This window comes from Fulvivirga ligni (genome assembly GCF_021389935.1).
GTDB classification, from domain to species: Bacteria; Bacteroidota; Bacteroidia; order Cytophagales; family Cyclobacteriaceae; genus Fulvivirga; species Fulvivirga ligni.
In genome coordinates this window covers 862,833-888,510 of record NZ_CP089979.1, presented here as the reverse complement: position 1 = coordinate 888,510, position 25,678 = coordinate 862,833, and the positions used below count along the sequence as shown (strand labels likewise).

Annotated in this window: 22 protein-coding genes; 16 read left to right on the top strand and 6 right to left on the bottom strand. The window is 37.0% G+C overall.

The window, feature by feature from the left end:
- Positions 1-11: 11 nt before the first annotated feature.
- Genes LVD16_RS03945 through LVD16_RS03930 form a run of 4 tightly spaced genes read right to left on the bottom strand, consistent with a single transcriptional unit; the run spans position 12 to position 4,420 of the window.
- Positions 12-1,784: an ABC transporter ATP-binding protein gene (locus LVD16_RS03945; protein WP_233772289.1), complete on the bottom strand. Its 1,773-nt coding sequence runs from the start codon at positions 1,782-1,784 to the stop codon at positions 12-14.
- A 1-nt stretch (position 1,785) separates the two neighbouring features.
- The gene (gene truA, locus LVD16_RS03940) at positions 1,786-2,532 is read right to left on the bottom strand and encodes a tRNA pseudouridine(38-40) synthase TruA (RefSeq protein WP_233772288.1); all 747 of its coding nucleotides are present in this window, start codon (positions 2,530-2,532) and stop codon (positions 1,786-1,788) included.
- On the bottom strand, positions 2,532-3,218 hold the full coding sequence (locus LVD16_RS03935) for an HAD family hydrolase (protein ID WP_233772287.1): 687 nt from the start codon (positions 3,216-3,218) through the stop codon (positions 2,532-2,534). Before LVD16_RS03935 ends, truA begins: the two co-directional genes overlap by 1 nt.
- Before the next feature lie 2 nt (positions 3,219-3,220).
- Positions 3,221-4,420 carry a thiolase family protein gene (locus LVD16_RS03930; RefSeq protein ID WP_233772286.1) on the bottom strand — a complete coding sequence of 400 codons (1,200 nt, stop codon included), beginning with the start codon at positions 4,418-4,420 and terminating at the stop codon, positions 3,221-3,223.
- Positions 4,421-4,530: 110 nt separating this feature from the next.
- Here LVD16_RS03930 and LVD16_RS03925 point away from each other — a divergent pair, with 110 nt between their 5' ends.
- Positions 4,531-5,010 carry a DUF4293 domain-containing protein gene (locus LVD16_RS03925; RefSeq protein WP_233772285.1) on the top strand — a complete coding sequence of 160 codons (480 nt, stop codon included), beginning with the start codon at positions 4,531-4,533 and terminating at the stop codon, positions 5,008-5,010.
- 6 nt (positions 5,011-5,016) lie between these two features.
- Here LVD16_RS03925 and LVD16_RS03920 read toward each other — a convergent pair whose 3' ends face one another.
- A complete protein-coding gene (locus LVD16_RS03920) occupies positions 5,017-6,711 on the bottom strand; it encodes a T9SS type A sorting domain-containing protein (RefSeq protein ID WP_233772284.1) in 1,695 nt (564 codons plus the stop codon).
- A 165-nt stretch (positions 6,712-6,876) separates the two neighbouring features.
- On the opposite strand from LVD16_RS03920, the gene htpG reads away from it, so the two are divergent.
- The 9 genes from htpG to LVD16_RS03875 all read left to right on the top strand — a co-directional run bounded on the left by htpG (position 6,877) and on the right by LVD16_RS03875 (position 17,969).
- Positions 6,877-8,769, top strand: a complete 1,893-nt coding sequence (gene htpG / locus LVD16_RS03915) for a molecular chaperone HtpG (RefSeq protein ID WP_233772283.1) — start codon at positions 6,877-6,879, stop codon at positions 8,767-8,769.
- A 145-nt stretch (positions 8,770-8,914) separates the two neighbouring features.
- A complete protein-coding gene (locus tag LVD16_RS03910) occupies positions 8,915-9,727 on the top strand; it encodes a toxin-antitoxin system YwqK family antitoxin (protein ID WP_233772282.1) in 813 nt (270 codons plus the stop codon).
- Between the two features lie 176 nt (positions 9,728-9,903).
- A complete protein-coding gene (locus tag LVD16_RS03905) occupies positions 9,904-10,203 on the top strand; it encodes a hypothetical protein (RefSeq protein WP_233772281.1) in 300 nt (99 codons plus the stop codon).
- 5 nt (positions 10,204-10,208) lie between these two features.
- Positions 10,209-11,912, top strand: a complete 1,704-nt coding sequence (locus tag LVD16_RS03900; RefSeq protein ID WP_233772280.1) for a sensor histidine kinase — start codon at positions 10,209-10,211, stop codon at positions 11,910-11,912.
- A 339-nt stretch (positions 11,913-12,251) separates the two neighbouring features.
- Complete coding sequence (locus tag LVD16_RS03895; protein ID WP_233772279.1) at positions 12,252-13,694, top strand: sensor histidine kinase; 1,443 nt, start codon at positions 12,252-12,254, stop codon at positions 13,692-13,694.
- Positions 13,687-16,008 (top strand): hybrid sensor histidine kinase/response regulator, encoded by a 2,322-nt coding sequence (locus tag LVD16_RS03890; RefSeq protein WP_233772278.1) that lies wholly within the window; start codon positions 13,687-13,689, stop codon positions 16,006-16,008. Before LVD16_RS03895 ends, LVD16_RS03890 begins: the two co-directional genes overlap by 8 nt.
- A complete protein-coding gene (locus tag LVD16_RS03885) occupies positions 15,998-16,372 on the top strand; it encodes a response regulator (RefSeq protein ID WP_233772277.1) in 375 nt (124 codons plus the stop codon). The genes LVD16_RS03890 and LVD16_RS03885 overlap by 11 nt, the downstream gene beginning before the upstream one ends.
- Positions 16,369-17,025: a response regulator transcription factor gene (locus tag LVD16_RS03880; protein ID WP_233772276.1), complete on the top strand. Its 657-nt coding sequence runs from the start codon at positions 16,369-16,371 to the stop codon at positions 17,023-17,025. Before LVD16_RS03885 ends, LVD16_RS03880 begins: the two co-directional genes overlap by 4 nt.
- 185 nt (positions 17,026-17,210) lie before the next feature.
- Positions 17,211-17,969: a sensor histidine kinase gene (locus LVD16_RS03875; protein ID WP_233772275.1), complete on the top strand. Its 759-nt coding sequence runs from the start codon at positions 17,211-17,213 to the stop codon at positions 17,967-17,969.
- On the opposite strand, the gene LVD16_RS03870 is transcribed toward LVD16_RS03875, so the two are convergent.
- Positions 17,950-18,297: a YraN family protein gene (locus tag LVD16_RS03870; RefSeq protein WP_233772274.1), complete on the bottom strand. Its 348-nt coding sequence runs from the start codon at positions 18,295-18,297 to the stop codon at positions 17,950-17,952. The genes LVD16_RS03875 and LVD16_RS03870 overlap by 20 nt on opposite strands.
- Before the next feature lie 36 nt (positions 18,298-18,333).
- On the opposite strand from LVD16_RS03870, the gene lipB reads away from it, so the two are divergent.
- The 6 genes from lipB (at position 18,334) to LVD16_RS03840 (ending at position 25,645) form a co-directional block, all read left to right on the top strand.
- Positions 18,334-19,056, top strand: a complete 723-nt coding sequence (lipB, locus tag LVD16_RS03865; protein ID WP_233772273.1) for a lipoyl(octanoyl) transferase LipB — start codon at positions 18,334-18,336, stop codon at positions 19,054-19,056.
- Positions 19,053-19,457: a hypothetical protein gene (locus LVD16_RS03860; protein WP_233772272.1), complete on the top strand. Its 405-nt coding sequence runs from the start codon at positions 19,053-19,055 to the stop codon at positions 19,455-19,457. The genes lipB and LVD16_RS03860 overlap by 4 nt, the downstream gene beginning before the upstream one ends.
- Positions 19,458-20,174, top strand: coding sequence for a 3'-5' exonuclease (locus LVD16_RS03855; protein ID WP_233772271.1), 717 nt, complete (start codon positions 19,458-19,460; stop codon positions 20,172-20,174). It abuts the gene before it with no gap.
- A 109-nt stretch (positions 20,175-20,283) separates the two neighbouring features.
- The gene (gene rnr / locus LVD16_RS03850; protein ID WP_233772270.1) at positions 20,284-22,434 is read left to right on the top strand and encodes a ribonuclease R; all 2,151 of its coding nucleotides are present in this window, start codon (positions 20,284-20,286) and stop codon (positions 22,432-22,434) included.
- Positions 22,435-22,461: 27 nt separating this feature from the next.
- Positions 22,462-23,436, top strand: a complete 975-nt coding sequence (locus LVD16_RS03845) for a polyprenyl synthetase family protein (protein ID WP_233772269.1) — start codon at positions 22,462-22,464, stop codon at positions 23,434-23,436.
- A 70-nt stretch (positions 23,437-23,506) separates the two neighbouring features.
- Complete coding sequence (locus tag LVD16_RS03840) at positions 23,507-25,645, top strand: alpha/beta fold hydrolase (protein ID WP_233772268.1); 2,139 nt, start codon at positions 23,507-23,509, stop codon at positions 25,643-25,645.
- Positions 25,646-25,678 lie beyond the last annotated feature (33 nt).

Sequence of the window (25,678 nt, the reverse complement as noted above, 5' to 3'; positions counted from 1 at the left end):
AAGGCAAAAAATTAAACTATTTCTTTATACTGCATTTTATGGAGTTGAGTGTAATAGCCATCTAGGTTAATTAACTCATTATGAGTGCCTTCCTCTTTAATTTCCCCTTTGTCTAACACTATTATCTTATCCGCCTTTTGGATAGTTGATAGTCTGTGAGCAATAACAATTGAAGTTCTGCCCTTCATCATTTTTTCTATCGCATTCTGTATAAGCTCTTCAGTTTCAGAATCTACTGAAGAAGTAGCTTCATCCAGAACCAGTATCTTCGGATCATAAACCATGGCCCTCACAAAAGAGATCAACTGCCGCTGACCTACAGATAAGGTAGAGCCACGCTCCATTACATTATAATGCAATCCACCTGGTAATCGTTCAATAAATTTTTTAGCACCAACAATTTCAGCAGCTTTCATCACTTCCTCTTCAGTGATTGAATCATGGCCAAGGGTGATGTTATGATAGATAGTGTCACTGTACAGGAATACATCTTGAAGTACAACTCCAATTTTGCCTCTTAGGCTAGAAAGATCATACTCCTTTATATCTACGCCATCGACCTGAATAGAACCTCTATTGATATCATAAAATCTATTTAGAAGATTAATGATAGAAGACTTTCCGGCACCAGTAGCACCAACAAGAGCCAATGTCTCACCTGGTTTTACGCTAAAGTTGATGTCTTTCAGCACATATTCATCATCATTATACGCAAACCATACTTTGTCAAATGAAACGGCACCATCTATATGATCAGGTGCGTGCTTTCCTTCATCAGGAATAAACTCATCATTATCCAACAGCTTTAATATTCTGCTAGAACTTACTATACCTAATTGCAATGTATTGAACCTATCAGCAATCATTCGTATCGGTCTAAAGAACATGTTGATGTACATGATAAAAGCAATTAGCTTACCTATAGTAAATCCGCTAACCTCCTCATTAATAACACCTTTTGCTCCGTACCATACTAATAGGCCTATACCCGCCGCACTAATAATTTCGGCCACAGGGAAATAGATGGAATAATATAAAACGGATTTAAGGTTGGCTCTTTTATGATCTCGGTTTATCTCTCTAAACTTTTCATATTCCTTTTGCTCACTACCGAAAATTTGGACTATGCTCATTCCCGTAATGTGCTCTTGCACAAACGAATTTAGATTTGCCACCGCATTTCGAACATCATTAAAAGCTACCTTAATCTTTTCCTTAAACACATAAGTGGATAGTAATAGAATTGGTAAAGTAGACAAACTGATTAGGGCCAGCCTCCAATCACTACTAAACATAATGATAAGGATAAAAACAAGCTGTAGCAGGTCTCCCATCATGGCTGCTAAACCTTGAGAAAATACATCTGCCAGTGTCTCTACATCAGAAATGGTCCTTGTAACTAGTCGGCCAATTGGGGTATTATCAAAAAACTTAAGCCTCAATTTAACTAAGTGCTCATAAAGCTGCACTCTAATGTCTCTGATAACATACTGACCCAGCCAACCTGAGAGATAAGTATGAGCATACTGTACTATAGCCTGAGCTATGAGTATCCCGATCAGTATCATCATCATAGTTACCATACCGGAATAATCACCGAATGCCACGTGATTATCTAGTGTCTGCTGAATGAGCAGAGGCATTAAGGGAGCTAAAGCACCCAAGGCAATAGTAAGAATGATTAAAAAGATAAACCTTCCTTTGTAGGGCTGTATGAACTTTAGGAGTCTTTTTAAAACCTGAAGGTCTACTATATTACCGCTATTAACTTTTTCTTTTTCCAATCTAGTTTACAATATCATCAGGGTATTTAACCCTAGTTAAAAAAAGTCCTTGTGCCGGAGCTGCCGCACCTGCATTTCTTCTGTCTTTACTTTCAATAATCTCAGCAAATTGATCTACACTCATCTTTCCCATACCAATCTGAAAAAGCGTGCCGACAATGGCTCTCACCATGCCTCGTAAAAATCTGTTAGCAGAAATATGAAATACGTAGAAATTTTCATCCTCCTCCCATTTAGCATAGGTAATGTCACAGTTGAAATTATTTACATCCGTTTTTACTTTGCTAAACGCTTCAAAATCTTTGTCTCCAATGAGTAACGTAGCCGCCTCGTTCATGGTTGTAATATCCAGAGGTTTTACATACACATGACTCATGTCTTTAAAAAATGGCGTTTTCTTTTTGCTCACATGATATTCATAACTTCTGGAAACAGCTGAAAATCTTGCATGAGCCTCCTCATTTACTGCAAATATGGAGTTAATGCTTATATCTTCCGGTAAATAACTATTTAAATTGTATTGAAGTTTACCACAATCGATATTCTTTTCTATTTCTGCATGAAAAAATTGCTGCTTGCAGTGCACTCCCGTATCCGTACGCCCACTTCCGGTAATTACTATAGTATCTACTCCTGTAAGTAATGCAAGTGCCTCCTCTAGAACCTGTTGTACAGAAATGGCATTATTCTGCCGCTGCCATCCGTGGTAGTTTTTTCCATGGTAGGAAACCTCAAAAAAATATCTCATTAAACGTATTCTAAAATGTCATGCAATGATTCTACTTGCACATATTCTTTTACCAATACCTCAGGAGAGGGGACTTCATGCTGCCAGGTAATTTCATAAGGAACATATATAGCATGTGCTCCAACATTCAGAACAGGAATAACATCTGATTTAAGAGAATTGCCAATCATTAAAAACTCATCTGGAATAATATCTAAGTGCTTCACCAACTTGCTATAATCCGCCTCTGACTTGTTATTCATCACTTCTATGTGGTGAAAATATTTTTCCAGTCCAGACTTTTCCAGCTTGCGGTGCTGATCTAGTAAATCTCCTTTGGTAACTAAAATAATTCTGTATTTATCCTTTAGGTGTTGAAGTATCTCCTCCACTTTGTCTAAAAGAATTACAGGTTTATCTAACATTTCCTGACCTATGCACAGAATTCTGCTGGTGAGCTTTGATGTCAGTTTTTCTCCACAGATTTCTGTAGCACATTCTATCATAGAAAGCGTGAAGCCTTTAATTCCAAAACCATAAAGCTCAAGGTTTCGAATTTCGATTTTAAACAGGGTCTCCATGACCTGTTTCTCATCAGCAAAATCTGATAGCATTTCGCAGAAAGCACTTTCTGCTTCGCGAAAATAATTTTCATTTATCCATAAGGTATCATCAGCATCAAAGCCAATAACTTTTAAATCAGTCATTTTCATAACTTTTCATATATCACGGCGGCACCTTGTCCCACACCTACACACATAGTGGCCAGACCGTATTTTACATTATCTCTTTTTTGTAATTCATGTAGAAGCGTTGCTGAAATTCGCGTACCACTAGCCCCCAAAGGATGACCAATGGCTATTGAACCACCATTAACATTTACAATATTTGGGTCCAAATCAAGATCTCTCATGCAAGCAATAGATTGAGAAGCAAAAGCCTCGTTGAGTTCAATTAAATCAAGATCCTTTATTTGCAGGCCAGCTCTTTTCAAGGCTTTCTGAGTAGCTGGCACCGGACCTACACCCATAATGGTAGGATCTACACCTGCTATAGCCATAGAAGCCACTCTGGCCATTGGTTTCAAATTATATTTCTTTAGCGTTGCCTCACTTACTATTAGGGCAGCAGCAGCGCCATCATTTATTCCAGAAGAGTTTCCGGCCGTTACTGTTCCACCTTTTTTAAAAGCCGGACTTAAGCTTGCCAGTTTTTCTAAACTAGATAACCTTGGATGTTCATCTTTTTGAAATAAAATATCCTCTGCTCTTTTCTGAGGAACATTTACGGCTACTATTTCAGCATTAAATTTTCCTGCTTCATACGCTTTTTGATATCTCTCTTGTGAGGTATGAGCAAAAGCATCCTGTTCCTCTCGAGAAATTTTATATTTTTCTGCTACATTTTCTGCAGTCTCACCCATTCCAAAGGGGTAGTGCTTGGATGCTAGATCAGGATTAACAAACCTCCACCCAATAGTAGTGTCATAAGTTTCTACAGACCTTCCAAAAGGAACTTCGGATTTGGCAGTGACAAATGGAGCTCTGGTCATGCTTTCAGTTCCACCTGCTATGTAAATTGCGCCCTCCTGAAGCATCACTGCCCGAGAAGCATCCATAATAGATTGCAAACCAGAAGCACATAATCTATTGACAGTAACGCCACCTACTGATAGAGGTAAGTCTGCCAGGAGCGCCGCCATTCTGGCCACATTTCTATTGTCCTCACCAGCCTGATTTGCCGCACCAAAAATGACGTCTTCAACATCATTAAAATCAATAGTATTATTTCTAATTATCAGATTCTTAATTACATGCGCCGCTAAATCATCCGGTCTTATAGTGGCTAAAGTACCACCAAACTTGCCAATTGGTGTTCTTAAAATATCAACAATATAAGCACTTTCCATAAGTAGTAGTTTTCTGAGGAAATTAAAAGGTTAAGGGGTAAATGCGGATTTGCTTTTTTTAACCGCACGGTTTGATTTAATTTGCACTCGCAATTTAAGCCAATAGCAATATGTTACAAAGGATTCAAACCGTATTTCTATTATTAGTAGTGATACTAATGTTACTAACATTGATCTTCCCAATGTGGGCTTACCATAGCCCAGATAGCGATCAGGGAATTCTGCTCACCGCCTTCTATTTACTCACTTCAAATGGTGTAGAAGAAGTTTCGAAAGTAACATTTCCTTATATCCTGATAGGCGTGTGTGCTGTATTATCTGCCATTGTCGGAATTGTTGAGATCACTCGCTTCAATAACAGGCTTTTACAAATAAAATTAAGTGCTCTTAATTCTTTGTTAATGATTGGTACTCTTGGTCTAGGGTTCTGGTTTGCCAGAGAAGTCATGGCGGAAGAATCAATTGAGCAAAACTGGACTTACGGCATGGGTAGCTTTCTTCCAATTGGCGCCATGATCATGAATGTGCTTGCTAACCGCTTCATCAGAAAAGATGAAAAGCTCGTTAGATCAGTAGATAGAATCAGATAATATCTTTTAGTCACTGATTACTATTGATTTGGCAATTTTTTGTCCAAATGGATCAGTGGCTATAAGTTTGTACATCCCATTCTGCAGATCAGCCGAGGGCAGGACATATGCTTCATTAGACTTGATCTCTTTGTTCATAAACTCCTGGCCCAAGTAATTTACAAGTCGCAAGTTCATGATCAATTCATCGTCTGCAGTAAACATCACATAGGATGCAGCTCCATTAATGACAGGATTAGGATAAGCCACCAGCCTGAGGTTTCCACTTCTATAATCGCAACTTACCGGACCGTAATAAGTAATTGATCCATCCAGATCAACCTGCTTCAAGCGATATACATTCTGACCAATAGCGGGGTCATTATCCACGCCTTTATACTCAATCAAATCATTGGAATTACCTGCTCCTCCTATTTTTCCGATGGGTGAAAAAGCACCAGCCAATTGCTTCTCAAGAATGAAATAATCGTTTTGAATTTCAGATAGGGTTTGCCATGTAATCTCAATCTTACCCTTTGCGTTTCGTGCTTTTAAGCCAGCGATTGATACCGGTAAAACATTATTTTCATCAGCCACTGTCAGAGTGCCTGAAATAGAGAATACAGCAACTGGTGTCGTTATTCTCCAGTCGCTGATAATGCTAAGACTTGCGAGTGATCCTAAACCATCCCAGCCCCCAAGGCCGTCAGACACAAACTTTTGGAAATCATTGGAAATATTCACGGAGTTATCCATATCTGGAAGCCAGGCAAGGGACATGAGTCTACCCGTAGTTGATGGCTCACTTGAAACAGAAATATCCCAAGTTGATGAAACACTAGAGTTGCCATTGAAAGTGTTTTCGCCTACAGAGCCTGTCCTTCTAGTTAAACTGACATTACCAATATCCTCACCAGATGATATGTTCGCCCCAAGAAAATCTAATGCGCCAGTGCTTATTGCTCTAGACTCCATTTCAGCGTAGCCTACAATAGCACTGCCATGAATCTCAGCAGGATTAAGAGCAGTGCTGGAAAATATCAATCTCCCATTATCATTGGTATGAATATCTCCCAGAGTAAATGTAGCTTGATCTGTTACCGTAAATGGTTGATTGCCCAGCTGAACACCGTTTGTCCTATTTATTACAATCGTTTCTACCTGAGGGTCAGAAGAAAAAATATCATCAGGGATTATGATCATATCTCCTGAGGTGTTTCCAGCTTCGCCAAATTCTACATTCGAGGCACTCCCTAGTGTAAAAGAGCTTGCCACGCCATTGATAGGAGTAGAGTTTGTATGGAGTAGTAGTCTATTATCTCCAAGATCAAAGATACCTCCCTCAAACGTTAGATTACCCCCAATTTCAGCATCTGATGAACCACCCATGGTTATATTAATCACACGACCAGAGTTAGTTTTTAAAGTAAGGGAAGATCCTGGCTCGATATATAAAGTGCTAGTCAGAAAGAATGTTGCAGATAAAAGAGCTGTAGGAGTAAGTGAAACATGTGTGTTATTTAAAATATATAATCCCCCAGTTGTTATACCCGGAACACTGGTCACACTAACTGAGCCGCCTGAGTTAAATGTTCGTGATGTAACGGGGGTAACAGTCCAATTCAAAACATTATTCCAGTTTCCCGACGAACCTCCTACCCATACTTGAGAATGTGCCAGCATTGATATCATGGTTAGCACTGAAATTAATAAAAGCCTCATAGTACTAAAGTTTAAAAAATTGAACAACGAAAATATAAACGATGTCACATTTTATGGTGACAAGGTAAGTAAATCTGTCATTTTGTCATTTTTGATCTGCTGGAATAGTATTTGGTCAGGGCGTACGTATCAAAGTGATTTATCGAATAATTAAAAAATATAAAAATGTCAGAAAAGGGTACAATTTCAATTCATACCGAGAACATCTTTCCAATTATCAAGAAGTTCTTGTATTCAGATCATGAGATTTTCTTAAGAGAGCTGGTTTCTAATGCTGTAGATGCCACTCAAAAGCTTAAAAGATTATCATCTTTAGGAGAGATAAGTGAAGAGATAGGTGATACCACCGTTGAAGTAAGTTTTGATAAAGAAAAGAAGACCATTACCGTGAGTGATAAGGGTATTGGTATGACAGCTGATGAAATCAAGAAATACATCAACCAAATAGCATTTTCCGGTGCTACTGAGTTTGTAGAGAAATTCAAAGATAAAGGTGATGCAAAAGACATCATAGGAAAATTCGGTCTTGGTTTTTATTCTGCTTTCATGGTAGCTAAGGAAGTAGAGATCATTAGTAAATCTTATCAGGATGGTACTGAAGCTGCAAGGTGGGTTTGTGATGGTTCTACAGAATATGAAATTACCGAAGCTACTAAAGAAAGTAGAGGTACTGACATCATCCTTCATGTAGCTGATGACTCTGAAGAGTTTTTAGATGAATGGAAACTAAAATCTATTCTTGATAAGTATTGCCGTTTCTTACCAGTTCCTATTAAGTTTGGTACAAAAGACGAGCAAATAGAAGATGGGAAAGATGATGAAGGTAAGCCTAAGTATAAAACTGAAACTAAAGATCGTATTATTAATGATACTGATCCTTTGTGGACAAAGTCTCCTTCAGAATTAAAAGATGAGGATTATCTGAAATTTTATAAGGAGTTATACCCTATGTCAGAAGATCCTCTATTCTGGATCCATCTGAACGTAGACTATCCTTTTAATCTTACCGGTATTCTTTACTTCCCAAAAGTGAAGAACGACTTCGAGGTGCAAAAAAATAAAATTCAGCTTTATTCTCGTCAGGTATTCATTACTGATGAGGTAAAAGATGTAGTGCCAGAATTTTTAATGCTGCTTCATGGTGTTATAGATTCTCCAGACATTCCATTAAACGTATCGAGAAGTTATCTTCAGTCAGACGGTAATGTGAAGAAGATCAATAATCACATTACTAAGAAAGTGGCTGATAAACTGGATGAATTATTCAAGTCTGACAGAAATTCATACCAGGACAAATGGAGTGACATAGGAGTATTCGTAAAATATGGAATGCTTAGCGAAGACAAGTTCTACGATAAGGCTAAAAACTTTGCGCTTTTCACTAACACTGAAGGTGAGTTCTTCACTATGGATGAGTATAAAGCCAAGGTAGAAGTAAACCAAAAAGATAAGGATAACAACGTAATCTATGTTTATACTACAGATCCTGGTAAGCAAGACACTTACATACAAGTAGCTAAAAATAAAGGTTATGATGTACTTCTTTTAGATGGAGTGCTGGACAGCCATTATGTAAACTTCTTGGAGCAGAAACTAGAAAACACCCAGCTAAAGCGTGTGGATGCTGACACTATCGAAAAGCTTATTGATAAAGATGAGAAAATAGAAAGTGTACTTAGTGCGGATGAGGAAGAAAAGGTGAAAGGCATTTTTGAAAAAGCTGTAGCTAACCCTAGAATGAACATCTCTGTGAATTCACTTTCTCCGGATGACATGCCAGTAACTATAACCATGTCTGAGTTTATGAGAAGAATGAAAGACATGGCTAAGAATGGCGGTGGACAGTATGCTATGATGGGAAATATGCCTGATCAATTTGAGCTTTCTGTTAATGGAAACCACAGCATTGTAGGCAAGATCCTAAGAGCGAAGAAAGAAGACAAGAAAGTACAACTAGCCAAACAAGCTTATGATTTGGCCATGCTTTCTCAGAATATGCTAACAGGTAAAGACCTTACCAACTTCATTAAAAGAAGTATTGAGTTAGCAGCTGAATAAACAAAATTATTCTCAAAATTAAAGCCATGGCGAATTGTCATGGCTTTTTTTATAAATTGTGAGGAACTATTAATTTATCATCTCTATTGATGAAGAGAAATAAAAATTGGTTCTTTACGTTAGTACCACCTAAACTTTTGTTCTCGTGAGATATTATTTATCCTGCATATGCTTATTTATAGCAATTTTATCGGTTAATGCTCAGGAAGTAGACCCTGAAAGCACTGATAAGATGTTTACTATAGACACCCCTCTCACCATAGAGCTGGATGATAAGGAGGAAGAGGAAGATTATGTAAAGCCTAAAGAGAAAAAGAGAAAAAAGAACGTCTTTTATGGCATAAAAACCAAAAAAAAGTACACCCAAAAGGGCATGGGTAACACTAAGACCTATGAGTTATTCAATGTAATAAAAGAACCTGTGGAACTTGACCCCTATGTAAGGGACATTTATTGGCTAGACTACAGAAGAGGAACCATCAGGCATGGAGGTGAAGTAGACCAGCAGAATGGTTCAGTGCTTCACGGTCCTTATAAAAGAATGAAGGATGATCAGGTTCTTGAAGAGGGCATTTTTTACAAAGGCATGAAGCATGGAAGGTGGGTAGAATATAATAAAGATGACATTTTAGTAGATAAAGAAAAATACTACAAAGGATGGCCACGTGAGTCAATGGTAAGCTATTACGACTCCAAGAGGGAGAAAATGAAAGAGATAGTGCCCATAGAATATGGTGAAAAAGAAGGCAACTATTATTACTTTCATAATAATGGCAGGGTGGCCGTTAAAGGTGAGTTCAGGTGGGGTATGAGAGTTGGAGATTGGATTGAATACTATGCTAGTGGTAAAAGAAAGAAAATCATCAGATACCCTAAAGAGCCTTACATAAAAGAAGAAACCCCTTTTATTGTTAAAGAATGGAACACACGAGGAAAATTGGTGTATGAAAAGCGCTAACCCTCATTTATAATTCCATATTTATATAATTCAAATTACATCTATATATTCCCTCAGTCCGTCAATTAGTATTATGTAATTTATACCTAAACCTTACTCATTACTATACTAATACCTATTCCTTCTTATCGTTTTTTTTGGTATCTTATTATAGTATCGAATAGGAGAGGGAACAAATGACAAAGAGGCTAACTAAATATCTGGCTGTTACAGGAGGTAAGACGAGATTATTCCTTTATAGTATTATTTCGGTTCAACCCCAGCAGTTATTCCAAAGGCCATTCTTAGCTCTTTATCATATCATTTTATGCGGCATAGCATCATCGGCTAACAAAAAAGAAACCTTTTCCTTACACGCATACAATAGTATTTTTAACGGTTATAATGATATTCTTTTCAACACGAATAAAAAGGCCGATTCAGGGCTTTTGAGCAGCAAATCTGCCTTAAGTCATATTTTCGAACTTAAAATTTAAACCAGATGATAAGTTTGATCGGAACAGTACCTAAGAGAACACCTGAATTAAAACTGAGTAAGAACTCCGTTTATGACATCAGGTTGTCCACATTGTACTGCACCGAGCAAACACCAGATTTAAATGAGGGTGATTATTTCACTTTCAATAACGAACAACCCAGGTCAGAAAAACATATTTACCTGAATACTCATAGAATAAATAGCTTTAATGAAGAGAGAACAGGAGGGGTAAGAGACGACAATAAAATGGAAAAGCAGAAAATTTTAGAAATGGCTCTTGAGGCGGCACATGCCGGTGTTTGGTCATGGAACGTGAGCCAGAAAGTTTTTGATTGGGATAAGGAAATGCTCTCCTTATTTAATCTTCCTGATGATAATCAACCCGTGAGTTTAAGATATTTTCTTAAAAGAGTACATCCAAAGGATCGTCAAAAACTAATTCTAAAACTTAAACATAGTTTAGCACAGCGGCAGGACGTTAACATTAACTATAGAATTGTTGACGCCCACGGAAATCAAAAATTCATAAAAACCATTGGCTCTTTTAGCGAGCAGCATGATATGCTCAGTGGTATTTGCATGGATATCACCAGAGATATGCAAATCGAACATGCATTAAAGGCAAGTGAGCAAAAATTTCATGCCGCCCTGGATTTTTCTCCTATCGGTATCGGCATTCTTGACCTTCAAGGTAATTGGTTGGAAGTAAATAAGGCGCTTACTAAGATGTTTGGCTATACAGCAAAAGAAATGCTTAATCTAAACTTTCAAAAACTCACCCATCCTGATGATTTGGCAGGCGACATGAAATTAGTAGAGCAAATAATTGATGGTCAAATTAATACTTACCAATTAGATAAACGGTACTATAGAAAAGATGGAAGCATCTTCTGGGGGCAGCTCAGCGTATCCTTAGTAAGAAATAAAAATAGTATTCCGCAATATTTTATCAGTCACGTTCAGGAAATCACTAAAAGAAAAGAGGAAGAGCAAAAAGTACTAGAAATTGTAGAACAAAGAACTACGGAACTTAAAAATGCCAATAAAGAATTAGAGGCATTCAGTTATTCAGTATCTCACGATTTACGATCACCCTTACGTAGCATACATGGATTCAGCCAAGCCCTTTTAGAAGACTATGCAAGCCAACTGGATATTAATGGACAGAATTACTTAAGAAGAGTTTCTTCTGCCAGCGTAAAAATGGGCCTTTTGATTGATAACCTGCTACTGCTATCACGCATTACCAGGCAGGAAATTACGGTAATGTCCCTAAATATTTCAAAGATGGCAAAGGAAATTATAGAGGATCTCTCGAAGGAGTACCCTAATACGAATTTTGTCATTCAGCCAAATATTACTGGGAAAGGAGACAAAGGATTGATTTCCATCGTTCTAGAAAACTTCCTTTCTAATGCGGCGAAGTACTCAAGAAACTCAGAACATCCTTCAGTTAAGCTACTATCTAAACAGCAAGACGGTAAGCAAGTGATTCTAATCCAGGATAACGGTGTCGGTTTCGACATAAACTATTCAACCAAGTTATTTGGGGCCTTTCAGAGACTACATAGTGAAAAAGAATTTGAAGGAACCGGAATAGGACTGGCAACAGTTAAAAGAATTTTGACCAGACATGGTGAGGAAGTATGGGCCGATGCTTCTATTAATGAGGGGGCTACCTTCTATTTCACACTGAAGCAAAAGTAACACCATGATGACTTTATCTAACTACATATCGCCCCACCAACTTCAATCGACAGTTTTCTATAAAGAACAGAATACAATAATCCCTGTTATTGAGAGAGAAGGTGGCAACGGTGCTTTCATGATTAAGTTTGATGTAGCTGCAGATAGAAAAGTTAAAAAGAAATTTAACTTGCTCATTATTAGCAATTTAGAAGTTACCAAGGTTCACCAAACCCTAAAAAACCTCATCGCTTACGTATATAAAGCACTTACATATAGAAGAATCAAACTTCACATTTTACACAAATTTCGTTGTCAACTTTGTTTGTATAATTAGTAACTACTAAAGGAGGAAAGAGAATGGTTGAGAGCTTTAAAGTATTAATAATAGAAGATTCTGAAGATGATTATGACTTGCTGGTAAGACATATCAGCAGAGCTGGTATTACCATTGATCCCAAAAGAATAGAAACTCGTAATGAGCTCGTTTCTTCGCTCGAAAATCATTGGGATTTAATCATTAGCGATAATTCATTACCTCAGTTTAATGCTCCTGAAGCCTTAAAACTGACTCGTAAAAAGAATCAAAATGTGCCCTTTTTAATCGTATCTGGAACGATTGGCGAAGAAGCAGCCGTAAATGCGATGCGCGCAGGTGCCAATGACTATATTTTAAAAGGCAATTTAAATAGACTGCTACCGGCCATTGAACGAGAGATTAGAGAGTCTCAAAACACTCAGAAACGAATTAACATCGAGAAAAAGCTGGAGCAGAGTGAGAAAATGTATCAATTTCTCTCTGGCAGTATCCAGGATGTATTTATTGCTTTAGACCACAATTTGAATATTCTGTTTTGGAATGAATATGCCGAAAAAGAATTTAATCGCTCCTTAGATATAATTGGTTCTCCTATCTACCAGGTATTTCCATCTTGGGAAACTAATGAGGTAAGAGAAACGATAGAGCAAGTTTTAACACAAGGTAAATCTGAACATATAGCATTTGAATATAACGATAGCAAATACTTTGAAGGAAGCATTTATCCTACTGAGGATGGCATTTCAATAATTGCAAAAAACGTTACGGAACAGAAACAAGTAAAAGAAAATCTACTAAAGATAAATAATGAGTTAGAGACATTGATGTATCGAATTTCTCATGATTTAAAAGGACCTGTTGCCTCCATTAAAGGTCTGATTAATATTGGCATGAAGGATTTCGAAGAAAAAGTTGAGGTTCAACTACTCATGAAAATGTTAGACAATAGCACCCAGATGCTGAACAATACATTGAATGAGCTTCTTAACATTACCAGAATAAAACAAGGACAGGTAAATCCGGATCCTTTTATAATTAATGATCTCATTAACGATGTTCTTACAGGTTTAAAGTATTCCGAAGGTTTTGATAATATCAAAATAGAGATGGAAATCGAACCTAACGTAAGAGTGATCACTGACCGACGCTTGATGCGATCTGTATTGCAAAACCTGCTAGAAAATGCCGTTAAATACAGACGTCGCGATGTAGATAATGGATATATTCATATTAGTCTATTACATGAAAATAATACCACCATTATTCAAATTGAAGATAATGGCCAGGGTATTCCAAAGAAATTTCAGAAGCACATTTTTGAAATGTTTTATAGAGCCAATGAAACCTCCCAAGGCTCTGGGCTGGGACTATACATTGTTAAAAGTGCGCTTGATAAAATAAATGGAGCTATCACACTCAACAGTGATAAAAATAAAGGATCAACTTTCACCGTAAAAATTCCTGATTTAATTGATAATGCATGAGGTAAAAGAAATCAAGGTTTTATTCATAGAAGACTCAGAAGATGATTTTGAGTTAATGCTTAATAAATTTAGAAAAGAAGGCTATAACGCACTGAGCATGAGGGTTCAATCTGCTGATGAACTTTGTAATGCTCTGGAGAATGGACAGTGGGATATTATATTAAGTGATAATAAACTTCCTCATTTCAATGCCTCCACGGCCTTAAAAATTACAAGACAAAAAAATCTATTAGTTCCATTCATTATCGTGTCAGGAACCATCAATGATGGTGAGGCAGTACAAGCCATGCGGGAAGGCGCTAATGATTACCTTTCGAAAGAGAATCTTGCTCGATTAGTGCCTGCTATTGAGAGGGAGATAAAGGATAGTGCAAACCGAAAACGTCAATATGAAGCTGAAAAGGCCCTTGAAAAACGCCACGAAGAATATAAATTACTGGCCGAAAATATACACGATTTAGTTTGCCTTCATGATCCGTATGGTACTTATATATGGGTAAGTCCATCGTCAAAAAAAATAATAGGATATGAGGATCATGAACTAGTGGGCCTATCACCTGAAGAGGTTTTGGTAAACAATGATAAAGATAGGTTAGAAGGTGAGCTATGGAGTCGTTTCCGAAACGAAAAAAGAACGAATTCCATAAGAGTTGGATATAAAGTTAAGCGCAAAGAGGGCATGGTGATTTATCTGGAAACCATCGCTCAACCAGTTTATGAAAATGACAATCTGAAACATATAGTTACCACCTCACGAGACATCACTGAGCAGAAATTGGCCTATGATCTACTAATAGAAAGTGAATCACAATATCAAAGTGTAGTAGAATCAATCGCTGAAGGGGTTATTTTATATGATGAAAATGGAACAATAATAAATTATAATAAAAGTGCCGCACAAATCCTTGGCTTGCCAAGTGATGAAACTCAAAAATTTCAGAAACTAGAAGAAAAATTCGATCTAATAAAACCTGATAAAAGTGTTTTCAAACCGGAAGAACTTCCCCAAAACATTACCTTGGCCACAGGTAAACCATGTTCTAATGTTATATTAGGACTGAACAAAGGCTTAGGGATAATGTGGTTATCAATTAACTCCTCGCTATATCTACAGCCTAATGGAAAAACAGGCGTGGTAATCTCTATTTCTGATGTTACAAAACAAAAATTATATGAGGAAAGAGTAACCTCAGTTGCCGAAGAATTAACTAACTTAATAGATACCGCCAACGCTCCTATTTTTGGTTTAGACTGGTATGGAAAAATTAATGAGTGGAATCAGGTAGCATCAAAGGTGACTGGGTATTCCAAGGAAGAAATCATTGGAAAGAAGCTCATTGATGAATTCATTTTAGATGGTTACAAAGTGGCGGTTACCAATCTTCTCAAGTCAGCTTTAAGAGGAAAATCTGTGACTAATTATGAGCTGCCAATTTACACCAGAACTGGAAAGGTTGTAACCATTTTATTCAATGCAACTCCTAGAAGAAACGTAAAAAACGAAATTGTAGGGTTGCTTGGCGTGGGACAGGATATCACTGAACTTATTGAGTATCGTGAAAGGCTGGAGCAAAAAGTGACAGAAAGAACCAAGGAGCTTAAAGAAGCATTGAATAAAGAAAAAGAATTGGTGGCATTAAAGTCCAAATTTGTATCAATGGCCTCTCATGAATTTAGAACTCCATTGTCCACCATAAACTTTGCTGCTAATTATCTGACAAAGTACGGTGAGAAGATAAAGCAAGAAGATGCTGTACAAAAACTCAATAAAATTATGGAGCAAGTACAGCACATGACTTATCTACTTGACGATGTCTTACTAATAGGTAAGTCTGAAGCGGGAAGGATAAAGATTAATCCTAGCAGATTAAACATTGAAGAGTTTTTCCTGAAAATAAAAGAAGAAGTCTCCAACAGCACCCAGAACACGCATGAAATATCATGTTTTCTAGGCTTGGAAGAAAAAATAGTAACCATAGATGAGAAGCTTTTAAGGAACATCGTAATCAACCTGCTTACTAATTCCATAAAATTTTCTCCAGGAAAGAATAAGGTTTTTCTGGATGTGATTTTAAGGAATAATCTCCTGTCTATCTCTGTAAAAGACAGTGGAATAGGAATAGGCGAGGAAGATAAAGAGAAAATTTTTGAAGCTTTTCACAGATCTAATCAGGCACACGCCATTCAAGGTACGGGTCTCGGCTTATCCATTGTTAAAAAAGCCGTTGATATGCAGAACGGTACTATTGAAGTAGAAAGTGAGCTAAATATAGGTACAACCATTAAAGTTGAAATACCAGTTAATGAAATATAAGATATTAATTATCGATGACACCATTCCACTTTTAGAGGAGATTACTGATATCCTTAAAATGGAAGGTTACGACGTAGAAACGGCTAATGACGCCTATGGAGGCATGCAGAAAGTAGCAACCACATCACCCGATCTAATCATCACGGATGTGCTAATGCCCGAAATAAATGGCTTTCAGCTAGTTGAGAAATTGAAATCAATAGATAAGCATAAAGACATTCCCATTATCATACTTTCTGCCCAGGCCTCCAAGGAGAATATGAACAAAGCCAAAGAAATTAGTGCGAACCTGTTCTTGAAAAAACCCTGCTCTGCAGATGAACTAATTTTTTCAATTGAAAGCCTCTTAAATCAAAAAACATGAGCTCTGTAAAAGTACTATTGGTAGATGATCACACATTAATGAGGGAAGGTATAGCTTCTATCCTACAGCATATTGAGTTTGTACAGATTGTTGGTAAGGTGGAAAGTGGTGAGGAAGCCATAAACGCGGCAGAAGAATTGCAACCGGATATTATCCTTATGGATATTGTTATGAAAGGGATGACAGGGATTGAAGCTACCAGATGGATAAAAGAACAGAACCCTGATATCAAGATTATTTTACTTTCCAGCGAGGTAAGTAAAGATTATATTACATTGGGAGCAAAGGCGGGTATCAATGGATATTTACCAAAAAATGTTAATAAAGAAGGTCTGGTTGAAGCCATTCGTAAGGTAAATGCTGGAGAAAAGTACTTTAGTCCATCTATCATGGAAATAGTATTTGAAAACTTCTATGAACAGGAATCGACAAACAAAAAGCCATCAAAGAAAAATACCGATTTGTCTAACCGTGAAATGGAAGTTCTGGAACAAGTAGCATTAGGGAAATCCAATAAAGAAGTAGCTGATGCTCTTTTTATAAGCGTTAAAACCGTTGAAACCCATAAAACCAATATTTTATCAAAACTTGGTTTGAAGAATACTGCCGAACTAGTAAAGTATGCCATTAAGAATAATATTATAGAGCTGTAATAGGGGATTACCCCTAGGCATCTTTATGCGTAGTTCTACTTTTTGCACATAATCATTACAAACCATTCATAAATAACTGTATTTAAGCAATTTATGCCTTTAAAACACTGATTTTCAAATTCAGGTTTTCCCCCTAAAGGATCATGCGTAATTCTCACCATATTTGTTATGAGGAGAATAAAGTTATGGCACAAAGAAGAATGAGTAAGGAGCTAGTGGAGGCTAATACGTTATTAGAAAATTTTATTTATAGCTGTTCACATGATTTAAAAGGACCTTTAACATCCATTAAAGGGCTTATTCATCTTGCAGAAGTCACTCCTGACAAAGAATATCGCGATCAATATTTAAAACTGATAAACGAAAGTACCGAAAGGATGGATCGCTTTGTTCAATCTATGGAGCACTATCTTGTAAATGCCAAATATCCCATAGCAAAGGATAGGATCAATTTTAAGGAAATAATTGATGCTATTATCATTCCTATGAGCCCTAAAATTAAGCAGAAGAAAGTCTCTGTAAATACCCGGGTGAAGCAAGAAGACGAAGAATACTTTATTTCAGATAAGAGAAGATTAACCCTGATATTACAGCACCTGATTGACAATGCCATTTGCTACCAAAAAAATGGTAAAGTAGAGAATTTCCTTGACATAGAAATCAAGATCAACAATGAAGCAGCTTTTGTAGAAGTGTGTGATAATGGTGAGGGTATAAGCAAAGATAACATTCACGATATATTTAAAATGTTCTTTCGCTCATCAGAGCATTCAAAAGGTTCTGGATTAGGTCTTTACCTGGTAAAAGAAACCTTGAAAAAGCTGGGAGGCTCCATACAGGTAGTTTCTTCCAGGGGTGTAGGAAGTAATTTCATACTTAAAATACCAAATTCAACCTTAAAAAAAATCAGCAATCAAAGGCAACTTAATGAAACGCATCCATGAAATGATCGATCTTGTCTATAGCCTTATTTACTGCAATGATGTCGAAGCGTATATCCTTGTGCCAATTATTGGCATATGTATAATACTCTGCGGCCTCGGATACTTTTGCTACCTTCGTGTGGTTAACGGATTCTTCTGGAAAACCAAAGGTTGTATAGGATTTCGTTTTTACTTCCACAAAAACTAAGATGTCATCCTTCTCTGCTATAATATCCACTTCAGCTCGTTTGTACCTATAATTCCTCTCCAATATATTATAGCCGGCATTTAGAAGAAAGGCTACCGCGGCATCTTCTCCTTCTCTACCAGTTTGAGCTTTAGTCTTCATATTATTCCATAACTTTGTAATTAAAGTTAGGTGATTGTGAATAATATTCTAAATAAAAAGGTAAAGCTGCTAGATTTAGGCACTATTGACTATCAAAAAGCATGGGATTATCAAACGCAGATTTTTGATGAAATAGTCAATCTAAAAATAGAGAATAGGAAACTAGGTGAGGAGGAGCAGAAAATTACTTCTAACTACCTATTGCTGTGTGAACATCCTCATGTTTATACTCTTGGTAAAAGCGGCAGCCCTGATCATCTACTTATAAATGAACAGCAATTAGAGGAAAAAAACGCAACTTTTTATAAAATTAATAGAGGTGGTGATATTACCTATCACGGTCCAGGTCAAATTGTAGGTTATCCTATTCTAGACCTTGATAACTTCTTTACTGATATTCATAAATACCTAAGGTTCTTAGAAGAAGCAGTAATTAAAACACTAGCTGAATATAATATTGAAGCAGGGCGAATTGAGGGTTTAACAGGAGTTTGGATCGACTATATAGAAAAGAAGAATCCTCGCAAGATATGTGCGCTTGGCGTAAAATCCAGCAGATGGGTCACCATGCATGGTTTTGCCTTTAATGTAAACGCCGATCTGGACTATTTTTCTAACATCGTACCTTGTGGTATTGATGACAAAGCTGTAACTAGCCTGGAAAAAGAGCTGGGAGAAAAACAAAATATTGATGAGGTGAAAAGCAAGCTGATAAAACATATCGCTAAGCTTTTCGAAATGGAACTAGAAACTACATGAAAGAAGATATACAAAGACCAAAAGTTGAAAATGTAACTCTGGCCATTGCCAAAAAAGTGAACGAAATGAATGTGGATGAATGGAGCGTTCATTTGATTAACAATAACAACTTTGATATTGAAAACACGCTGATTACATCTACAGGATATGGCAACAAAGATGGAGAAGAACAAAAAACCTCCACTTTAAGACATTTTTTAGAAACGGTTGCTGGTAAAAGTACAGCTCTGGTGGAGCCAATAAATCCTGATGTTTTTCATCTAAATAATGAATACTGGGTAAGTTATTACATTGGGTCAAAAATTTATGACAAGAAATTTATTTTTGTTCCTGATTCCATTACAGAAGATAACCTGGTTTTTATAAAAGAACTGGGTTTAAAAGGCGTCTTACACTCTTAAATGAAGCAACTTAAAAATATACTTTTTCTTGACATAGAAACCGTTGGCAGTACAGATGATTATCACTCGCTGCCAGAAAGGTTAAAAACCCAATGGTCTAGAAAGGCTTCATTTCTTAAAAAAGATTCAGATCTTTCAGATGAAGAGTTATTCAAAGAAAAGGCTGGCATTTTCGCCGAATTTGGAAAGATAGTCACTATTGGTCTCGGTTTTTTCTCGTTTGAGGATGATACGCCTATCTTTAGAACAAAGGCCATTTTTAACGATGACGAAAACCTTATTCTGGAAGAGTTTGTTGAGACATTGAATAAATTTTCGAAAAATAACTTATCATTGTGTGCCCACAACGGTAGAGAGTTTGACTTCCCATACTTAAGTAGAAGGTTACTCATCAATGGTTTTCAGCTGCCAGAAGTACTTAACTTAATGGGAAAGAAACCATGGGAAATTCAGCATATCGATACTATGGATATGTGGAAGTTTGGCGATTGGAAGCATTACACCTCCTTAGATCTTCTCGCCACTATTTTTAATATAACATCAAGTAAATCAGATATTAACGGCAGTGAGGTAAATCAGGTATATTACGAAACCCATGACCTGAAAAGAATAGCAGAATATTGCCTGAGAGATGTAGTAGTTACTGCCAAATTATTTCTTAAATTAAAAAGTATTCCAATAGAAGAATTCGAAATTATAGATGCAACTAGCTATTAGGTAAAAACCTATGTTGGATTCTACTTGTTAAGAATAACCATTAGATAACAGATAATCAATAATTTAAGATACCAATAGTTGCATCTTTGTACAGATTCAACACTTATTTATGAGTAAGAAGAGAAAACAACAAAAGAGAGGAAAAAGTGATGGCATTCAGGGAAAACTGAAAGCAAAAATAATTTCTCTGCTTCATCAAAACTTTAATAAAGAATTTTCGACAAAAGATATTACCAAGAAATTAGGCTTTAGAAGAAAAGACTATAACAAAGCCATCCCATTTGTTTTATCAATTTTAGAGAAAGACGGCCAAATAATGCAAAGCAACGGCCGCTACAGAAGCACTAAAAACCCTGATCTGATAACAGGTCGGATTGATCACGTAAATCCCAGGTTTGCATACTTGCTAACCCCCGAAGATGAAGACGACATCTATATCAAAGCTCGTGATATGAACTTTGCTATGGATGGAGACACCGTGCGAGTTATGCTACTTCCGGTACCATCAGGAAAAAAGCCAGAGGGAAAGGTAGTAGAAGTTGTAGAGAGAAGTCGGACCCAATTTGTGGGTAAAATCGAATTCTCTCCGAGGTTTGCCTTTGTTATAGCTGATAATAGAAAGATTCATCAAGATATTTTCGTGCCGCTAGATAAGACCAGTAGCGCGGCACATAATGATAAAGTAATCGTAAAAATTACCCAATGGCCTGGTCATGATAGAAGCCCAGAGGGTGAGATAAAGATGGTATTGGGTAAGGCTGGTGATAATAATGCTGAGATACACTCTATCATGGCAGAGTTTGATCTGCCTTTTGAATTTCCTAAGGAAATAGATGAAGAGGCCAATAGCATCTCTGATAAAATCAGCAAGGCCGAGATAAAGAAAAGAAAGGATTTTAGAGATATACTCACCTTCACCATTGATCCTGAGGATGCAAAGGATTTTGATGATGCTCTTTCGTATCAAAAGTTAGAAAATGGTAATTATGAAATAGGCATCCACATTGCGGATGTTACGCATTATGTGAATCCAAACACTCTACTGGAGAAAGAAGCATATGACAGGGCAACTTCAGTTTATCTTGTGGATCGCACTATTCCTATGTTGCCAGAAAGGCTTTCAAATGGACTTTGTTCATTAAGGCCCAGGGAAGATAAGCTTACATTCTCAGCGGTTTTTGAAATCGATGATGATGCGAAGGTCCATAAAGAATGGTTTGGAAGGACTATCATCCATTCAGACAGGCGCTTTACTTATGAAGAGGCTCAGGCAAGCATTGAAACTGGTGTTGGAGATTTAGCTACAGAATTGCAGCATATAAATGGTCTAGCAAAGAAAATTCGTAAGGATAGATTCAAACATGGTGCTGTTAACTTCGAGAGTACTGAGGTTAAATTCAAGCTTGATGAAAAAGGTAGGCCTTTGGGTGTAATTCCAAAAATTCGTAAAGACGCACACAAGCTCATTGAAGAATTTATGCTCCTGGCTAACAAGAAAGTAGCTACATTCATCTATGACATGCAAAAAGGTAAAGACAAAAATACCTTTGTATATAGAACTCACGACTATCCAGATCCTGAAAAGCTGAATTCATTCTCAATGTTTGCCAAAAGGTTTGGGCATAGTTTAAAAACGGATGAAACCGCAGTTTCAAAATCGCTGAACAGCCTTTTAGATGAGATAGAGGGCAAGCCCGAAGAAAACGTACTTCAGCAACTGGCTATCCGAGCAATGGCCAAAGCAAAATACACCACAGCGGCAGATATACATTTTGGCTTGGCATTTCCTCATTACACTCATTTTACATCACCTATTCGAAGATATCCAGATATGATGGTTCACCGTCTTCTTCAGCATTATTTAGATGGTGGTAAATCCGTTAGTAAAGATGATTACGAAGAAAAATGTATTCATTCATCAGAGAGGGAAAAAAGAGCTGCCGATGCTGAACGAGCTTCCATTAAATATAAGCAGGTGGAATTCATGCAAGGTGTTGAGGATAAAGTCTTTGACGGCATAATCAGCGGTGTAGCCGAATGGGGCATATTTGTTGAAATTACCGAAACCAAGTGTGAGGGCATGGTACGCATGGTTGACCTTAGAGATGATTTTTATGACTTTGACGAAAAGAATTTCCGAGTTATAGGGCAAAGAAATAAGAAGATATACGCCCTTGGTGATAAAGTTCAGGTTCAGGTTAAAGCTACGGATATAGATAGAAGAACTATTGATCTGATATTTGTTGAAGAAACAGATTAAACTTAGCTTAGCCACTTTTTTAAGAGGATGAAAAGTACAGAACAACTTTTAGAGCTTATCTCCAAAGAGATTGATCAGCAAAAATATGGTGCGGAACCGCATGAGCTCTATGAACCTATAAGATATATCATGGCCTTAGGCGGTAAAAGACTAAGGCCTCTTTTAGCTACCATGTCATATTCCTTATTCAAGGATGATGTGGCGTCTATTCTTCCTCAAGCCATTGCAGTGGAAGTGTTTCATAATTTCACACTTATGCATGATGACATAATGGATGAAGCACCGCTGAGAAGAACTAAGCCAACTGTTCATGAGAAATGGAATAGCAACACGGCCATTCTTTCTGGTGATGTGATGCTCGTGAAAGCTTATGAAATGCTGATTGAAAATGAACACCCTGCTGCTATCAAGATATTAAAAGCATTTAATCAGTGCGCTAGTGAGGTTTGTGAAGGACAGCAGTTTGACATGGACTTTGAAAATCAGGCTGAGGTAACTGAAGAAAGTTATCTTGAAATGATTCGCCTAAAGACCGCTGTGCTCTTAGGTTTCAGTCTGGAGATGGGGGCAATGCTAGCAGAATCCGATTCGGAAAACTGTAAGGCTCTTCGTGATTTCGGAATTAATATAGGTTTAGGCTTCCAGTTAAAAGATGATCTTCTTGATGTATACGCTGACGCCAGCAAATTTGGTAAACAGGTAGGAGGTGATATCATCGCTAATAAAAAAACTTTCCTGCTTATATCAGCCCTTAAGTTAGCGAACAAAAAACAACGTGCAGCGCTCGACGGCTGGATAGGCAAAACGGATTTTGAACCAGCGGAGAAAGTAAAAGCTGTAACCAAAATCTATGATGAATTAGATATTCGATCTCTCACCGAGAATAAGATGAACGAATATTTCCAGAAAGGTTTTCAGTCTCTTAGAAAGGTTAATGCCCCACTTCATAAGAAGGCAATTTTGAGAGGCTTTGCAGAAAGCCTGATTGATAGAGAAAAGTAGAATCAGCAAACATATTTTCTTTTAATGCTTACTCAAATACATTATTATTGTTTTTAAAAACATAATAAAATTGAGTAAAGTACTATATCTATTGCTGGCTAGTCTTCTGTGTTACTCCGGAATTGCACAGAATTTGAAATATCCTGAAGCTCCTAAGGAGAATATTACCAATGCTTATTTCGGTGAAAAAGTCGTTGACCCTTATCAATGGATGGAAAATCCATCTGATCCACGATTAGAATCCTGGCTCGTAGACCAAAAAGGGCTCACCCGTAAATATGAAAACCGAAGGGTTAACAGCTTTGTGTTTCAGGATCAAATAAGTAGAGTAGGTAGAACTCGTTATGATGACTTTAACCTTACAGCTAATAACACCGATAAAAAGTATTACTTCAAAACCCAATTTAGTGATTCTGATAGCCCTGCTGATCTGTATTATAAAATTGGTAAAGATGGTGATTACGTACGGCTTGTATATGCCAAAAAACTAAGAGCTGATAAAAATGATGATGTCATCATCACAGACTGGGAAGTAGATCCGGATGAAAAATTTGTCATTGTTTCTGTATCCCACTCCGGCAGTGATTGGCAGGAACAACATGTTTATAATCTTGAGACCAAAGAAGCAACTAATGACATCATAAAATATACCCGTGGGGCAGGCCTTATCTGGAAAAGCAACGGTTTTTATTATATACGATATGATAAACCAAAGGAAGGAAGAGAACTACTAGATAGAAGAACAGGTCAAAGAATATGCTTTCATAGAATGGGTACCACTCAGGACGAAGATCAAGTAGTTTACACTAATCCAGATATTAGTGGAGTCAATTCCCTACACTACTTTAAGTCAGGTGAAAATGAAGTGATTCTTTCACATCCTATAAAATATAGAGGACTATGGAAAAGAACATTTTCCACAGTTAATATGGAAGGTGAAAGCTTTTTACCTAAACCTTTCTTCATTTTACCAAGCAATACCTCATTTGATATAGAATGCATCTTCGGCGATAGTGTAGTGATGAAAACCGATATGAATGCTCCTAAGCATAAAATTGTAATTGCGCTTAAAAATGAGGTGAATAAAATTTTTGAAATAGTACCTGAATACATGGATAACCTTGTTACCGTAAATCGCCTAGGAAAGGACAAGATTGCAGGTATCTATTCACTGAATGGTAAATACACTGTATTAGTATTCGATCTCAATGGCAAAATTTTAAAAAGATACAGTTTTGCTGAAGGTAAAAAGGTTTCAGGTTTTTATGCAGATGAAGATCAAGATTACGCTTACTACTATGTCTCGTCATTCTATCATCCTAGCATAAAATTTAGGATAAAACTAAGCGACCTGAGTGCTGAACCAATGGGTGTAACCACGCTACCATTTAATCATGAAAACTTTGTAACCAAATATGTCGAGTACATCTCGAAAGATTCTACCGCTATACAAGCCTATATAACTTATGATAAGAGGTTAGATTTAAGTAATGGCGATAATCCTTGTTTAATATTGGGCTATGGCGGTTATGGTCATACTATAGAACCATCATATAATTGGGAAAATATAATTTGGTTAATGAATGGTGGCATATTGGTCACTCCAAATATTAGAGGAGGTGGAGCACAAGGCGGTGACTGGGCAAAAGCAGGAAGAAAATTGCTTAAACAAAATGCCTTTGATGATTTTACCGCCTGTGCTGACTACTTAATGGAAAGTGGAATTACCAATCCTAACAAAATAGCCATCATCGGTGGATCTCATGGGGGCATGTTGGTTGCCGCTGTAGCTGTTCAGCATCCTGAAAAGTTTAAAGCAGTGGTAGCATCTGCAGGAGTATATGACATGTTGAGGGCTGAAAATTTTACGGTTTCCGGTGCCGCTATCAATAGAAGAGAATACGGAACTGTGACAGATTCTGTGGAGTTTGCAAACTTATATAGTTATTCTCCTTACCATAATTTAAAAAAGGGCAAATTTCCTTCAATTATGTTGATCACTGGAGATCATGATGATAGAGTTCCTCCGTTACACTCATACAAATTTCTAGCCCGCATTCAGGAAATGTACCCTGAAACAACAGCTATTTTGAAAATTAAAGAGAACACGGGTCACTCGAAATTTGAAACCCTAGATGGCTATTATGATATAGCTTCCAGCCAATATATGTTTTTATTTAACGAATTAGATATGGATTTTAAACGATAAACAAAAAAGGCTGTCTTCTCAGACAGCCTTCCT